14 protein-coding genes and 1 pseudogene are annotated in these 14,409 nt (G+C 51.5%); 7 read left to right on the forward strand and 8 right to left on the reverse strand.

Translation table 11 applies throughout. From position 1 onward, the window contains the following. Window positions 1-107: pseudogene (locus tag ACETPC_RS04010) on the reverse strand (flagellin FliC); the annotation flags it as partial. Between the two features lie 361 nt (window positions 108-468). On the opposite strand from ACETPC_RS04010, the gene fliD reads away from it, so the two are divergent. The 4 genes from fliD (at window position 469) to amyA (ending at window position 4,325) form a co-directional block, all read left to right on the forward strand. Next, a complete protein-coding gene (fliD, locus tag ACETPC_RS04015) occupies window positions 469-1,917 on the forward strand; it encodes a flagellar filament capping protein FliD (protein ID WP_380178884.1) in 1,449 nt (482 codons plus the stop codon). A gap of 16 nt (window positions 1,918-1,933) precedes the next feature. Continuing rightward, on the forward strand, window positions 1,934-2,341 hold the full coding sequence (gene fliS / locus ACETPC_RS04020; RefSeq protein WP_380178886.1) for a flagellar export chaperone FliS: 408 nt from the start codon (window positions 1,934-1,936) through the stop codon (window positions 2,339-2,341). Then, window positions 2,341-2,709: a flagella biosynthesis regulatory protein FliT gene (gene fliT / locus ACETPC_RS04025; protein ID WP_380178888.1), complete on the forward strand. Its 369-nt coding sequence runs from the start codon at window positions 2,341-2,343 to the stop codon at window positions 2,707-2,709. Before fliS ends, fliT begins: the two co-directional genes overlap by 1 nt. 134 nt (window positions 2,710-2,843) lie before the next feature. Further along, complete coding sequence (amyA, locus tag ACETPC_RS04030; protein WP_380178890.1) at window positions 2,844-4,325, forward strand: alpha-amylase; 1,482 nt, start codon at window positions 2,844-2,846, stop codon at window positions 4,323-4,325. Between the two features lie 66 nt (window positions 4,326-4,391). Here amyA and ACETPC_RS04035 read toward each other — a convergent pair whose 3' ends face one another. Together ACETPC_RS04035 and yedD are read right to left on the reverse strand one after the other, a co-directional pair. Next, window positions 4,392-5,519, reverse strand: a complete 1,128-nt coding sequence (locus ACETPC_RS04035) for a coiled-coil domain-containing protein (protein WP_380178892.1) — start codon at window positions 5,517-5,519, stop codon at window positions 4,392-4,394. A 150-nt stretch (window positions 5,520-5,669) separates the two neighbouring features. Next, window positions 5,670-6,149 carry a lipoprotein YedD gene (gene yedD, locus ACETPC_RS04040; RefSeq protein WP_380178894.1) on the reverse strand — a complete coding sequence of 160 codons (480 nt, stop codon included), beginning with the start codon at window positions 6,147-6,149 and terminating at the stop codon, window positions 5,670-5,672. 139 nt (window positions 6,150-6,288) lie between these two features. Here yedD and ACETPC_RS04045 point away from each other — a divergent pair, with 139 nt between their 5' ends. After that, the gene (locus ACETPC_RS04045) at window positions 6,289-6,612 is read left to right on the forward strand and encodes a DUF6388 family protein (RefSeq protein WP_380178896.1); all 324 of its coding nucleotides are present in this window, start codon (window positions 6,289-6,291) and stop codon (window positions 6,610-6,612) included. A gap of 382 nt (window positions 6,613-6,994) precedes the next feature. After that, window positions 6,995-8,374, forward strand: coding sequence for a diguanylate cyclase (locus tag ACETPC_RS04050; RefSeq protein WP_380178898.1), 1,380 nt, complete (start codon window positions 6,995-6,997; stop codon window positions 8,372-8,374). A gap of 268 nt (window positions 8,375-8,642) precedes the next feature. On the opposite strand, the gene ACETPC_RS04055 is transcribed toward ACETPC_RS04050, so the two are convergent. The 5 genes from ACETPC_RS04055 to ACETPC_RS04075 form a co-directional block, all read right to left on the reverse strand. Continuing rightward, window positions 8,643-10,394: an amylovoran biosynthesis protein AmsF gene (locus tag ACETPC_RS04055; RefSeq protein WP_380178900.1), complete on the reverse strand. Its 1,752-nt coding sequence runs from the start codon at window positions 10,392-10,394 to the stop codon at window positions 8,643-8,645. A 234-nt stretch (window positions 10,395-10,628) separates the two neighbouring features. Beyond that, on the reverse strand, window positions 10,629-10,928 hold the full coding sequence (locus ACETPC_RS04060; RefSeq protein ID WP_380178902.1) for a hypothetical protein: 300 nt from the start codon (window positions 10,926-10,928) through the stop codon (window positions 10,629-10,631). After that, window positions 10,925-12,409: a hypothetical protein gene (locus ACETPC_RS04065; protein ID WP_380178904.1), complete on the reverse strand. Its 1,485-nt coding sequence runs from the start codon at window positions 12,407-12,409 to the stop codon at window positions 10,925-10,927. Before ACETPC_RS04065 ends, ACETPC_RS04060 begins: the two co-directional genes overlap by 4 nt. After that, the gene (locus tag ACETPC_RS04070) at window positions 12,406-12,873 is read right to left on the reverse strand and encodes a glycoside hydrolase family protein (RefSeq protein ID WP_380178906.1); all 468 of its coding nucleotides are present in this window, start codon (window positions 12,871-12,873) and stop codon (window positions 12,406-12,408) included. The genes ACETPC_RS04065 and ACETPC_RS04070 overlap by 4 nt, the downstream gene beginning before the upstream one ends. Before the next feature lie 156 nt (window positions 12,874-13,029). Further along, a complete protein-coding gene (locus ACETPC_RS04075) occupies window positions 13,030-13,422 on the reverse strand; it encodes an antiterminator Q family protein (RefSeq protein ID WP_380178908.1) in 393 nt (130 codons plus the stop codon). Between the two features lie 364 nt (window positions 13,423-13,786). Between ACETPC_RS04075 and ACETPC_RS04080 the strand changes: the two genes are divergently transcribed. Then, a complete protein-coding gene (locus ACETPC_RS04080) occupies window positions 13,787-14,356 on the forward strand; it encodes a helix-turn-helix domain-containing protein (protein WP_380179648.1) in 570 nt (189 codons plus the stop codon). Window positions 14,357-14,409: the final 53 nt, after the last annotated feature.

Raw genomic sequence — 14,409 nt, forward strand, 5'->3', positions numbered from 1 at the left:
CGCAGACCAGAAGAAAGACGCTCGATAGCGGTGCTCAGAGAAGCCTGTGATTTGTTCAGGTTGTTCTGAGTAGTCAGCGACATGATGTTAGTGTTAATAACGGACATAAATGTTTCCTTCAAAATCAGTTAGTTTGTTAGGCTGAGCTTTCACGCTCACGGCGTCTGCCACCGTTACTGAAGTTATCGGTAGGGTTAATCTGAACTTTAGAAAAAAAGTGCAAAACCCTTTATTCCGTCGCTATCACCCGCTTAGCGCGCGTTCTTTGCTTTATCGGCCTGTCGCGTTGGTTCCTGAATCGCACCCTGCAACGCTGACCATAATAATGAAAAGTTGAAAAAACGATCTGTCTAATTACCTGCGGATAGCCCTCTTATTCTGCCCATTAAAAATTTTTGCGCGGCGTAAACTTTTGTTCTCTGCGGCCGATATGTGTTTTGTACATATCTCATTCTTTAAGGATCTCCTATGGCAAGTGTAAGCTCGCTTGGCGCTGGTACCAGCCTCGATTTGGACACGCTTTACACCAACTTAGAAACCGCTGAGAAGACCAAGCTGACCACTATTACCGATCAGCAGACCACCTATAACTCCAAGCTTAGCTCTTACAGCAAGCTGCAGAGCTCTATGGCGGCGCTGGAAACGGCAGCGGCCGCGTTGACCAAGTCCACGGCTTTCAGTGCGACGGCGGTGACCAGCACTAATACTTCTTTTACGGCAACCACTGATGCGACCGCATCAACCGGCGACTACAGCGTTGATGTCGATCAGATCGCTAAAGCGCAGACGCTGATCTCCGGCTCTTTCAGCAGCAACAGCACGCAGCTGGGCGCGACCACGGGCGGCAGCCGTACCCTGACTATTACGCAGCCAGGCACTTCCACGCCGCTGACTCTGACGCTGACCGACAGCCAGACCACGCTCTCGGGTATTGCCGACGCCATTAATAAAAGCGCGGGCAACGTCAGCGCCAGTATTATTAAAGCCAGCAGCGGTGACTATCGCCTGATGCTCAGCTCGAAAACTACCGGCACCGACAGCGATATGACCATCAGCGTGAGTGGCGACGATACGCTGCAAAGCGCAATCGGCTATGACGCCAGTTCGACCAGCACGCAGAATATGACGGTGCAGACCGCTTCGCAGAACGCCAAACTCAGCATTAACGGTGTGGCGATTGAGCGTAGCAGCAATACCATCAGCGATGCCCTGACCGGCGTGACGCTGAATCTGAAGTCGGCCAGCACCGACGCTTCCGGCGAGACGCTGAGCGTTTCACGCTCTATTGATGACACTAAAAAGACCATCAATGCTTTTGTGACGGCCTATAACTCGCTGAAGTCGACTATCGCTTCGGTAACCAAATATACCGCCGTAGCGGCTGGTGCCACGCAGTCGAGCAGTAACGGCGCGCTGCTGGGCGACAGCGTAGTACGCTCGGTGGAAAACAGCATGAACTCGATTCTGACTTCGGTACAGAGCGGTTCCTATTCCATTCTCGCGCAGCTGGGCGTAACTATCGATCCCACGACCCAGAGCGACGGTTCGACCGGCGCGCTGACCGTAGACGATACCAAGCTGACCGCCGCGCTGACTAATAACCCGCAGGCCGTAAGCCAGTTCTTTATCGGTGATGGAACCTCTACCGGTTTCGCTACCCAGCTGGACAGCACCTTAACCGCGATGTTAAGCACTACCGTGGGTAAAGAAGGGATTATCAAGAACGCCGAGGACGGCATCAATACGACGCTGAAAACGCTGAGCGACAGCTATGACAAGATGAGCGACTCGATCGACGCGACCATGGCCAGGTATAAAACACAGTTTACGAACTTAAGTACGCTCATAAACTCCCTGACCAACACAGCGTCTTATTTGACGTCGCAGTTCTCTTCTTCTTCTTCTTCATCCAGCTAACTAAGCCGGGGACGATATGTACAAAGATTCAGGAGCACAGCTCTACCGCAAGGTAGGCCTGGAAAGCAGCGTGTTAGGCGCAAGCCAGCAGCAGCTGACCACGCTGTTGTTCGACGGGGCGCTCAGCGCCCTGGTTCGCGCACGGCTGTTTATGCAGGATGGCCAGATTGAGGGCAAAGGTAACGCTATCTCCAAGGCCATCAATATTATTGAAAATGGTCTGAAGGTTGGGCTGGTAAATGAAAGCGGCGATGAACTGGCCGATAACCTGCTTGCCCTTTATGACTATATGATCAGACGCCTTCTTCAGGGCAATTTGCAGAATGATGTCGCCGCCGTTCAGGAAGTGGAAGATCTGCTGCGTAACATTGCCGATGCCTGGAAAGAAGTCACGACCAATACTGTTTTTCAGGACGCCGTTTAATGAATATTGCACCGCATCTGATGTCGATTTACCAACAGTTATTAGTGCTCAGCCAGTCTATGTTGCGTCTGGCAACGGAGGGTGACTGGGATAAGTTGATCGAAATGGAGGTCGATTACGTCAGTGCGGTGGAAAAACTGGCGGCATGCACGCAGCAGACGCCGGTTCCGGCACAAACCCAGGATCAGCTTCGTCCGGTGCTGCGTCATATTCTCGATAACGAAGCGGAAGTTAAAAATTTACTTCAGGCGCGTAAGGCAGAGCTTTCGCGGCTGATCAGCCAGACCGGTCGTCAAAAGAGTGTGAATAAAGCCTATGGCGGCATGGCGGGCGTGATCCTTTTCCCGCAAAATTCCCAGGGCGCCTAATCGGTCGTCAGGCCCTGTGGCCCGCGCTTTCAGGTGGGTAAGCGAAGCGTAAAATATTTCTGCGCTTACCCCGAGCTTTTCCTGCCGCCTCTTCCATACTTCAGATTCCCGCTGATAATTATTGGAATGATGGCATGCGTAATCCTACTTTATTGCAGTTCTTTCACTGGTATTATCCCGACGGCAGCAAGCTGTGGCCGGAAGCGGCTGAACGCGCCGAATGGCTGGCGCAGGCGGGGATAACAGATGTCTGGCTGCCGCCCGCTTATAAAAGTTCCGAAGGCGGTACTGGCGCTGGCTACGCCACTTACGATTTATTTGACCTTGGGGAATTCGATCAGAAAGGCAGCCGCGCCACGAAATATGGTGATAAAGAGCAGCTGATTGCCGCCGTTAACGCGCTGCGGGCACAAAATGTCGGCGTGATTATGGACGTGGTGTTTAACCATAAAATGGGTGCCGACGAGAAAGAGAAAGTGCAGGTCAATCGCGTCAACCCGGATAATCGGGAGGAAATAGACGACGAGGTGATCGAAGCCGAAGCCTGGACCCGCTTTACCTTTCCGGGCCGCGCCGGCCAGCACTCAAAATTTATCTGGGACTATAAATGCTTTAACGGCGTGGACTGCATCGATAACCCGGAAGAGTATGGCGTGTTTAAAATCGTCAACGCCTATACCGGCGACGGCTGGAATGAACAGGTTGATGACGAACTGGGCAATTTCGATTATCTGATGGGCGCCAACATCGACTTTCGCAATCATGCCGTGACCGAAGAACTCAAGTTCTGGGCGCGCTGGATGATGGAGCAGATCGCCTGTACCGGTTTTCGTCTCGATGCGGTCAAGCATATCCCTGCCTGGTTCTACAAACAGTGGATTGACCATATCCAGGAAGTGGCGGAGCAGCCGCTGTTTATCGTTGCGGAGTACTGGTCGCACGAGGTAGAGAAGCTGCAAAACTATATTCATCAGGTAGAAGGCAAAACCATGCTGTTTGACGCGCCGCTGCAGATGAAATTCCACAACGCCTCGCGCGAAGGCGCCAACTTCGATCTCAGTCAGATTTTCAGCGGTACGCTGGTTGAACACGATCACTGGCATGCTGTAACTATTGTCGCCAACCACGATACCCAGCCGCTACAGTCGCTGGAAGCGCCGGTGGAGCCCTGGTTTAAACCCCTGGCCTATGCCTTGATCCTGCTTCGCGAACAGGGCGTTCCAGCCGTGTTTTATCCCGATCTATTTGGCGCCAGCTATAAGGACACGGGCGGCGACGGCGAAGAGTACCAAATTGATATGCCGGTGATACCCGAGCTGGAGCCGCTGCTGCGCGCTCGCCAGGAATTTGCGCACGGCATTCAGACCGAGTGGTTCGATCATCCCAACTGCGTGGCCTTTGCGCGCAGCGGCACTGACGAACACGCGGGCTGCGTGGTGATTATGTCTAATGGCGAACAGGGCGAAAAAACGCTGCCGCTGGGCGAAGATTTCGCTAATAAAACCTGGCGGGACTATCTTGGTCATCGTGAAGAAAAAGTGACTTCGGACGAGGAAGGCAACGCGACTTTCTTTTGCAATGCAGGCAGCGTCAGCGTCTGGGTGCTGGATAGTTAATCCGCGCGTTATGTAGTGCGCTGAAGGGAACCTCAAGGTTAGGTTGAGGTTCCCTTTTTGTGAAAATTATTTGCCTGTTATCAACGCTTTTTTTGGTTTGTTCTGAGCGGAGATAACAGGTTTATGCTGCGGCACCTCAGGAAAACTGAAGGTTACGGTTTTTTTTCTGGCTGGCTTACTGGTTTGTTTTAAGTTATTTAAAAGAGCATTATCCGTTTCCGATTTTATCGCTAACTGCTCCTGCATGGTTGCGTTAACTTCGGCTTCAGTTTTATTGTTTTCTTCCTGCTGCTTAGCCAGAGTTTCATTGGCTTCCTTTATTATATTAGCAACAGAAAGCATATCCTTCAGGTGGTCCAGCTTAGCAGCATAATCCTCTACCTTTTCTTTTTCACTTTCTAATAATTTGATGTTACTCTCTATTTTAGAGATAATATTTGGCGCAGATTTAAAGTCACTAACAAGCTTTCTGCAATCTTCGAAAAAACCGGTTTCTTTAATATGTTTATTATTTTTATACAGTAAAGCCGTGCTGATAATTGCTTTTATTATAGACTCTTTGTTTGTTTTAATTTCAGCATCAAGCTTTGCAATTTTTCTTTCAGCTTTTCGTATTTTCCGCAAAAATGGTTCTTTTTGTTTTTCGTAATGTGTATTTATTACATCAATTACCATTTCATTTTCAGGATTGCCAACGTGGCGTTGCCTTTCTTTTTCGATTTTATCTATTTCTTTTGTGCAGTCTTTCAGCAAAGAGAGTTGACCTCTTTTTTCACTCATCAAGCCATCATTTGTACAAAAATCAATACCATATTGTTCCTTCAACTCAAATCCGGTTATAAGCTTCATCCAATAGTGCTGATTAGCTTTATGGAAACCCATGACTAATTTAGAGAGATTGCTATTGAAATCTTCTATTATCTTTTTGTTTTGGGCAAGCATTGTTTCCTGCTGCACCAATCCTTTATCCAGACATTGACTGGCCTTGTTGACATGGTTAAGTGCCAGGTCAATATTAAGACGGAGTTCAGGATGCTTATCCGATTTTTTTTCAAGTGCCTTGGTGAATTTATCCGGCACGTTATTGACGTTTTTTAGGCTTTCGGCAAGACGGGTAGCTCTTTTGCTCGAAATATTGCCACCTGTAAGCTGGTGAAATTTTATGGAAATATGGTCGCTAATTTTAAAAGACATAGATTTCTCCAAAATTAGACATACTAGCGGCTTTCAGGAAGGTAAACTTACAGAAAACAACCATAGCTTCCGCACCGTGGCAGACAGAGAAAACCGATAAAATTTATGGAATCAGCTGCGGGAATGCGATCCGCTCCCGCAGCAGGGCATTTATAACTTTCCGGCTTTCATCGTAGATTTATGGTGCGTCTTGCCGCTGCCCGGCGCTTTTCCGCTCTTTTTCTCCTGCACGCTGTCGTTCTCATGCTTTAATGCCTGCTGGCACTCCGCTGTTGGCTGCTGTACCTTCTGCAGCACCAGCTTATCGTAATGCAGCTTGTCGCCTTCCAGCTCCAGCGGCATCACGCGCACTTCGTTATTGACATTGACCCAGTCGCCGGAAAACTGCGTAATCTTGCCCGGCTTGGCGATTACGCGCTGCCATTGGCGGCAGTCCAGCGTATCGCCTTGCGCAGTGATGATCAGGCTGGCTGTCGCCTCTTTGCTGACCAGACCTTTCTGCGGCCCAAAAGTCTGCCAGTTGCCGACCAGACTGGCGGGCGGCGGCGTTTTCACTGCGCTCTGGTAATTGGGTATTTGCGCACAGCCCGATAGCGCTATGGCGACAGCCGTTAACATCCACTTTTTCATTTTCAGTTCCAGATTCATCAACCAGCCGCTACGTTATAATCTTTTACCGCTCAAGTTCAAGTCGCCTCTTGTTATCAGCAGATGCCGAAAAGGTCGCAGCGGTGTAAACTGTCGCACTCTTTTTTTGCCGGACCCCGTTATGAAAACCATTGAAGAGTATTACGCCGCCGCCACCGCGCTTTTTCTTGAGGCGCATCCGGAGATCAAAAACGGCATTGCCGCGCTGAGGCAACAGGATGCGGATACGCTTGGCATGACCCTGCCCGCGCTAAAGCGTATGCAGACCGATCGCGCCTATGCGGCTTTTACCCGCGAGAAAAAGTTGGATGGCATGCTGTTTGCTATTCAACTCGCCGAACCCGACAAAGAGATCGCCGCGCAGGCTATTGAAGCTTATTTACGCCAGCACGCCGCCGCGCTCGGCATGAGCTGGGAAGAATTTTGTATTAAAAACGAGCTTTAATCGCCTGTCCGCTGGGCGGCTCCGGCGCTTTACGGCGCCGGTTTTAGTACCGGTGAAGATGAGAATGCTCTCAAACAAAATGGCGCAGCGAATAATAGCGCGTAAAAAGCAATTTTATGCGTTATATATAGCGGGATAGTTTTTGCATCGATGAAAATAGCGTCACTTTTATTATTTTGCCGGGAGATTGAAATTAAATAAACGCAAGGATATTCTTTACGCGCTTGACATGAACTCACTCTTTTTCCAGGGCTTATTACGCGGCCACGCATCGGTCATGGCTCACTATTACCTACCTGAAAAAGCTAACCGTTCCGGTTTTAGCAGTACAGCGTGAAACGATGCACGCGGCATTGTCCTGAATAAAATTTGAGCCAAAGAAATGCCACTAAGCAAATATAAAATTAATCTGGTTATCCTGCTTTTTTTTATCACTCTCTGCATGGCGATGCTGGGTCTCTACTGCCGTACTAACGCCGCACTTTCTCTTTTTTGGCCCTGTAACGCTATGCTGTTGGGTCTGCTGGTGCGTTTCCCCCAGCTCAGCTCGGCCCTGACTTTTCCCGCGATTTACGTGGGGCTGGTAACCGCAGATATTGCCTTCGGCACGCCGGTGGCGCCTTCTATGGGTATGGATGCAGCCAACCTCTCCTTTATTGTCACCGGGCTCGGCGTGCTGCTGGCCGGCAGCGCGGCCTCGCGTCGTCAGCAGGCGCTGCATCGCGTTTTCCCCGCCTCGGTGGTAGGTGCCGCCGTTTGCGCGGTGATCGGCTCGGTCGCCAGCCAGCACTATTTCCATGACGACCTGGTTAAAGGCTGGATTTCCTGGTTCTGCGAACAGGTATCCACCTCTATTCTGCTGCTACCCGTGGTGATTACCCTGCCGCGCGGCGACGAGCTGAAAGAGCTGCTAAGAGATTGCCGGACGGCCACGCCGCTGCCGCTGATTTCGCTGCTCGTTTCCGCCGTCGCGGGCATTTACGTTGGCGGCGGCGGCAGTTTGATTTTTCCGCTGCCGGCGCTGATGTGGTGCGCGGTGAGCTATCCGCTGTTTATTACCTGCCTGCTGACGATGGTTACCGGTATCAGCGAAATTATTCTGGTTGCCAGCAACGTATTGAATATTCAGGGCAGAGATGATTTTTTCCTGATCGACAGCCTTGCCTCCGCTCGCCTGGGCGTAGCGGCGATGACCATCAGCCCGCTGATCGTCGCACTCAGTGCCACTGCTAATAAAAAGCTGGTGGCGCGCATTACCCGCCGGGCGGATTACGATCTGCTGACCGGCGCGCTGACCCGCAGCGGGCTGGCAGCGCGGCTTGATGCCATGAGCGCGCGAAGGGATCATAGCTTTAACGGCGCGGCTTTCGTCGTGGATATCGATCGTTTTAAAAATATCAACGATACCTTTGGCCACGCGGCGGGAGACTACGTGCTGGCACAAACCGTCGAGCGTATTCGCCAGACGCTACAGCAGACGGCGATCATCAGCCGCATGGGCGGCGAAGAGTTTCTGATCCTGATCGAGGGAATTTCTGCGCCCCGCGCTTTTCTGCTGGCTAATCGCCTGCGGCAGAGTATTGAACAGCATACGATAATCCTTAACGATGAAGATTTAAGCGTCACCGTCAGCATAGGTATCAGCTCGCTGGAGCTGGTCGATGCCAAAAGCCTGGATGAGTCGATCAAAAGCGCCGACAAGCAGCTTTACCTGGCTAAAAGCAGCGGCAGAAACCGCGTCTGCCCGGAATTTGTGCTGTAAAAAGGCCGCCGTTTCTGGCGGCCCCAGACTGCCGACAAACCTAAAGCGTTTCTGGACCTTAGCTTTTTTTACCGCAACACGGCAGCCTGATAGCGGCAGAGGCTGAGCGGATAAGCGGACCGTTTGGCGCATGGACGCGCCAACCGAGCCTACATGGAAGTATTCACGGCGTGTCCGTGTTCCGATCTGCCTCTGCTGCTCTGTCGCTGATTTAAACGCGACCTGGGGTTTGTCATCAACCTCAGGCCGCCATTACTGGCGGCCCTGACTAGTAATAGGCGATTCTACGATCCGTGCCGTTGATATTGACCGTAACGTAACCTTTAGCCGTGGTGACCGAAGGTGCTGTCGCGTTAGCGGTCGCTATCGTCAGCACGCCCTTTTCATTCGCGCCAATCCCTGCCAGTCCATTATGCAGGCTCATGCGGGCATTAACCGTAGTGGTGCCCAGCATGTTTGTATCCGCAACTTCCGCCAGCGCTGGCTGAAAGAAACAGCATTCGCCGGATTCAAAGCGGCTTGGTCCCGTAGCCCGTAAAGTGAATGCGGTATCGCCGCTGTGGGCTTTTACTTTGATAAAAACTTCCGCATAGATCATACCTATACGGTTAATTTTGACATCCAGAACCGAAGGCGATCCCTTATGCTGAATATCGCCATAAATGCCGTTCCAGCAGCGGGAAACATTTAGCCAGGTAAAACAGGAGGCGGCCGAAAAAAGAGGGTTGTTCGCCGTTTTAGTCAATGCTTCCGTACTGCTTCTGCCGACAATTTCAAATACCCACTGCAGATTATCTTTCGGGAAATTGATCTTGCCCAGCTTGAACCACTTATCGATGCTGTCATTGTTGGTAACGCGATGGCCGGAATACCAGCCAGCATTAATCGACCCATTTAGCGCAATACCGTAATTCTCATCTTTCCGCCAGTTGTACTCGTAACCGGACAGCCAACGACTGCCCTCATCATAGTTCAGATTCAGTTCACTGCCGCTTTGCAGGTTAAGCTGCCGCAGCTGGAGGCAACTGTTGGTCATATCCAGCGGGTTGGCACAGGCCGTCACGCTCAGCGCATCCAGGATCCACTGCCCGTCCCGTAGATTACCGGGAAAACGGCAGTTCTCAATCCAGAGATTGTTGATTATCCCCCGGGAAACGCGCGGCATGTGCAGTATCGCGTCGGCATATCCTTGCAGGAAGCTGGCATTGCTCAGCTCAATCGCCATCGGGCAATCCCAAAATTTAGCTGCCGTACCGGCATAGCCTACGTCAAAAACCCGGCCATAAGTGTTAGTGGTATAAATTTGGTTGAATTTTGCCGCCTGCATATCCAATAGCCTGATAACCGTACCGCCGCAGTTGGCGGCACGGAAAGTGTCGATCAGTATCGACTCGCCCGCTACCAGGATGTTTTCGAAAAAAGGCTGCGCGTTGGAGCACTCCGCCGACGTAATGGCCTTTTGGTGAGCAGTCGTGTCCGCTGACGCCTGACCATCCCAGGCGATACCCTGAATGGTGATTCGCTGCGCTTTGACCCTGAATACCGGCGAGGCCGTTTGATCCGAGATGATTGTAGTGCGTGGAATAGCGCCGTGCGGGTTGTGATCCCCATAAAGAGAGAAAAACGGCGTTTCGGCAGCGGAGATATCAATAGGGCTAACCAGAAACCGTCCGGCCGGAAAGCGAACGGCTATATCCCGCATGGCCGTATTATAGGCCAGCGCCCAGGCCAGCATATTTTTCACCGGCAGCGTATCGTCAGTTATGCCGTCGCCCCTGGCGCCAAAATGAGAGAGATTTACTTCATCCGGATCGTTAACAATGCGACGCCAGTAAAAACCTTCGCCCGCCGCCAGCGTACCGCTATTGTCGCCGGGTGGCGAAGGCGTTATAAAACCGATAAAGTCACCGCCGCCACGGTAATAGCTGTCGTTATTATGATAACGGCGTAGCCAGGCCAGCTCGCCTGTTTTCCCCGGCGCCGTAGTTCTTAGTTCGGCAAAAGAATCAACTTCAATCATAGCGACCTCCGCAATATTGCTCAGGTACTTTTATGGATAACTGGAATTGCGCTCCCTGTTTTAGTTTTTATTCTCCTGAAAAGAACTTATTTTCTTTTCTCTGCCGCGCACAATTTATTCCACATATCATTATGAACATTAATTTCCTTGACCGTTCTGATATCCATTAATTTCCAGTCCTCTCCCCAGGTACGAATAGGCGAAAAAAGCGTGCAGGAAGAATCAACTATTTGATCAGGACTGCTTGTCGTTGTATTGCGACTCGCGCAGCTTGCTACGAGCGTCATCGTCATTAAGAGCATTATTAGCTGTCTGAACATTTTTCGCTTCCTCGCTGTCTTTAGCCTGTTTTTTTGCAACCGCAGCAACCTGCGCGCTTTCTACTTTGGCGGCCTGTACGTCCGCTTTGGCTTTTTGCTGCACCTTGCCGGTTTTTTTACCGCCGAACCAGCTGGCAACAACTGCCGCGACGACTATGCCGACCCCGGCGAGGAGATGCCAGCTACCGCTAAATAACGAGAGAAAAGTATTCATGTTTTATCTCCTGGTGCCGCTGGTTTCGCGGTAGCGTCACTCTCTTTGGTGGTCGCCGTTTTGTTTGCCGTGTCCGCACTTGCTGTGGCAGTGGTTTTGGCTGAGGTGTCAGTATTTTCCGACGTTGCAGTTTCCTTCGCCGCTTCTGACGCTTCAGGCGTTGCCGGTTTGTCTGCGGCTGCCGCTCCCTCTGTGGCGGTGGTTTGGATTGGGGTATCCGCGTCCGCTGAAGCTACGGTTTCTTTTGCCGCCTCTGTGGCTTCTGGCGTGGCCGCTTCTTCGGTTCCTTCTGAAGTTGCTGTTTTCGTCGAGGGGTTTGTATCCTCTATGGCTACGTTTTCTTTTACCGCCTCCGTGGCTTCTGGCGTGGCCGATTTATCTGCTTCTTCCGTTCCCTCTGAAGTCGCTGTTTTCGTCGAAGGATTTGTATCCTCTATGGCTGCGTTTTCTTTTACCGCTTCCGTAGCCTCTGGCGAAGCCGTGTTACCCGCCTCTTCCGTTCCCTCTGAAGTCGCTGTTTTCGTTGAGGTATTCGTGTCCTCTGTGACTACAGCTGCTTTTGCAGCCTCTGTGGCTTCAGGCGTCGCCGTCTTATCCGCCCCTTCCGTTCCCGCTGAAATCACTGCTTTGGTCGAGGTATCCGCACCCTCTGTAGCTGTCGTTGCTTTTGCAGCTGCGGCGGCTAAGGTCGCCGTTCTGCCTGCCGCCTCTGTCCCTTCGGAAGTCGTCGTTTTATCCACGTTTTCTGCCCCTTCTGAAGTGGCCACGTTGGCTGAAGTAGTCGTCGTTGCTGATGTTGTTGTGTTGTTCATGGTGTCACCTTTTGAGGTTGTTGCTTTGTCATTGGCCTTCGCATCTGGCGGGGCCACGGTTTTCTTTGAGGCATCCGAGCCTTCAACTGCCGCTGTTTTACCTGTTTTCGCCGTACCTTCCGGGGCAGCCGTGCTTGCTATAGTCGCAGTTTTGTCCGCAGCCTCCGTTCCCTGCGACGTAACCGTTTTACCCACAGCGGCTTTTGTCGCGGCAGAATTTATGGATGTGACCGAAGCTTTTGACGGCTCTGCCGTTGTCGATGCCATCGGAGCGGAGGTTGGTGCTGGCGTTGCCGTCACTTGTGGCGTGGCAACTCGCGCTGTCGGTGCCGCCGCCTGGATTACCTGCTTTGCCGCCGCCAGTTTTTTCTGGCGGATAAACTGGGCAATAACCGCCAGCGCCACCAGGAACGAGGCCAGGAAGCCCAACAAATGTTGCGGAATATCGCTTTTAACGTCGTCCGGTATGTTGCTTAGCGCGCCGGTAGCGCTATCCGGGAAGGTCTGTACCCATGCGCCCATCAGCGAGCCTGCTGACGCCAGCCAGACGGACCAGGTTTTTCCCAGCAGTTTCGCATGGGCCACCAGCTCAATTTTGCCTTTTTTAACCACGAGCCAGACGATCAATGTCACCAGCAACACGGCTAAAATAAAAAGTAAAAATCTCATAAAACCCCCTTCCACGCGTCATAGGTCCCGCTGCGCATGGCATCGGCATGACGCTTCGCTCTGGCCGGCGTTTGCTTCGCCCAAAGACTGCTCAGCATGCCTTCCGCCGCACCTGAAAAGTTTTGGTTAGAAATCATCACCAGCGTATTTTTAAACGCCATCAGCCCATCGATGCCTAATTGATAAGCCATGCTGTAAAGCACATCGGCACGCGCATCGTTACACTGCTTTAAGGCAGCAACTAATGCTGGCCGACTGCTCATGGCATTTATTTTTTCATTGACGATCTTTGTCATCCACATATCACCGACGTCCCGGGGAAGGGTAAAGGTATAATTCGCCAGCGCGGCATTTTTCGGGCCGATTAAAATACCGCAGCCCACCGTAGGATAACCTTCCGTATCGATATAAGGTTTTTCTTTGTAGCCTTCTTCAAAAGCCAGAATTTTCACTATATTACTCATTTTCCACCCCTTTATTTGTCAAACCGCTGTTGCGGAATTACTACAATTTCCCCGGTGATATTTTTTACGCAATGCGTTGTCCCTTCAGGCTAAAGCTGAATAAAAACGTTGGCGTAATTATTTTCTTATTAACTATTTATAAAATTACCATAAAAATTATCCAGGGCTTTCGCACAGGGCCGCGGTTTTTTCTTCTTCCAGTTCAATGTCCAGCGCGCTTAATACACCTTCAATAAAACCTTCCGCAGCCTGAATCTGTTTGCGCACGGTGCCGTCAGCACAACGGCGGCGTCGGGCAATGGAACGCAGCGAGATGCGATAGTGATAATGAGCGACCAGCAAGGCATGCTCATCCGGATGAACGGCTTTTAATCTGCTCAGGCAGCCGTCGAGAATTATGCCGTCATTGTCGCTGCAAACCGGACGGCCCGTTGGCGCTGCGGTCACCAGACCGCGAAACCCTGCGGCAATCTGTGAATAACTTACGCCGCTGCGTTCCGTAGCCGCCCAGCCGCCCCACTTCTCCAGTAAGCTTTTCATATCGCGCATTTTGCCCCCTTATACCTTCACCAAATAAGAAATAAGATTAATGTCTTCAACATCTTTGCTTATTTTCAGCCTGTTTCAGAACGGCCCGGATTTTCTCTGTCTGTGTCGCCTCAGACGGGCCGCCTCGTTTGTTTTCCCTGGATAAAAACCGTTGCCGGCAAGGTGAATTGACAGCCAGGCTGTCAAAGAGCGGCGGACGGTAAAGCCTTGCCTGCCTGCTCTTTCCTATTCCTTTAAGTATCAGTACAGCTTAATTAATAGCATAGGTTATCAAAGATACAATAGCAAAGCGTGTTTGACGAATAATACCTTTCGCTATAAATTCTGCTCTATGACACAGAACACACTTGCTCACCGACTCAACATGGCGATGGCCATGATAGGGATCACTCAGGGTGCTTTAGCGGAAGCATCAGGCGTTTCACAGCCGACGATCTGGCGTTTAACTAAAGGAAAAGCGGAGGGTTCGCGCAAACTGGTCGATATCGCCCGGGCGCTGGACGTTAACGTTCAGTGGCTGGCCAGCGGAGAAGGAGAAATGCGCGGCGAACCCGTGCTGGGCGCCGCTGAGCAGGCACAAAATAATTTGACGATAGCGGTATGGGGAGCGGAAGGCAAAACGCGGGAAGTGGTTTCCGCGCCTAACGGCGTAAAACCAAAGAAAAGCTGGCGAGCCTATATCCTTGACCGTAACAGCGGCTGCGCGGAAGCCACTGCCGGCACTATTGTGATAGTAGACACTGGCGTAGCGGCGCAATCTGGCGATTTGGTACTGGCGAGAGTCAACGCCCGCATTTCGGTCTATCACTATCTGGAAGGCCCTTCCAACGGCTATTTAACCGTTGATGATCCTCGCCTGCCCGCCGTCGAGCTGTCAGAGCAGGCGGAGCTGATTGGCGTAGGCATTTTTCTTATCCGTGATTTAAGAAGATAAGCCTGGCCGCGTCAGCGTTGACGCTGCCTCTGCAATAGCAAAAGGTATAATTA

Origin of the sequence: Pantoea sp. sgz302252 (assembly GCF_042610525.1) — a bacterium.
Lineage (GTDB): Bacteria > Pseudomonadota > Gammaproteobacteria > Enterobacterales > Enterobacteriaceae > Erwinia.

Bases quoted from the DNA above. Each gene is read 5' to 3' on its own strand.
- amyA (WP_380178890.1), top strand. From the start codon at position 2,844: ATGCGTAATCCTACTTTATTGCAGTTCTTTCACTGGTATTATCCCGAC.
- ACETPC_RS04055 (WP_380178900.1), bottom strand. From the start codon at position 10,394: ATGATTGAAGTTGATTCTTTTGCCGAACTAAGAACTACGGCGCCGGGG.
- ACETPC_RS04060 (WP_380178902.1), bottom strand. From the start codon at position 10,928: ATGAATACTTTTCTCTCGTTATTTAGCGGTAGCTGGCATCTCCTCGCC.
- ACETPC_RS04065 (WP_380178904.1), bottom strand. From the start codon at position 12,409: ATGAGATTTTTACTTTTTATTTTAGCCGTGTTGCTGGTGACATTGATC.
- yedD (WP_380178894.1), bottom strand. From the start codon at position 6,149: ATGAAAAAGTGGATGTTAACGGCTGTCGCCATAGCGCTATCGGGCTGT.
- ACETPC_RS04035 (WP_380178892.1), bottom strand. From the start codon at position 5,519: ATGTCTTTTAAAATTAGCGACCATATTTCCATAAAATTTCACCAGCTT.
- ACETPC_RS04045 (WP_380178896.1), top strand. From the start codon at position 6,289: ATGAAAACCATTGAAGAGTATTACGCCGCCGCCACCGCGCTTTTTCTT.
- ACETPC_RS04075 (WP_380178908.1), bottom strand. From the start codon at position 13,422: ATGCGCGATATGAAAAGCTTACTGGAGAAGTGGGGCGGCTGGGCGGCT.
- ACETPC_RS04050 (WP_380178898.1), top strand. From the start codon at position 6,995: ATGCCACTAAGCAAATATAAAATTAATCTGGTTATCCTGCTTTTTTTT.
- fliS (WP_380178886.1), top strand. From the start codon at position 1,934: ATGTACAAAGATTCAGGAGCACAGCTCTACCGCAAGGTAGGCCTGGAA.
- fliD (WP_380178884.1), top strand. From the start codon at position 469: ATGGCAAGTGTAAGCTCGCTTGGCGCTGGTACCAGCCTCGATTTGGAC.
- ACETPC_RS04080 (WP_380179648.1), top strand. From the start codon at position 13,787: ATGGCGATGGCCATGATAGGGATCACTCAGGGTGCTTTAGCGGAAGCA.
- fliT (WP_380178888.1), top strand. From the start codon at position 2,341: ATGAATATTGCACCGCATCTGATGTCGATTTACCAACAGTTATTAGTG.
- ACETPC_RS04070 (WP_380178906.1), bottom strand. From the start codon at position 12,873: ATGAGTAATATAGTGAAAATTCTGGCTTTTGAAGAAGGCTACAAAGAA.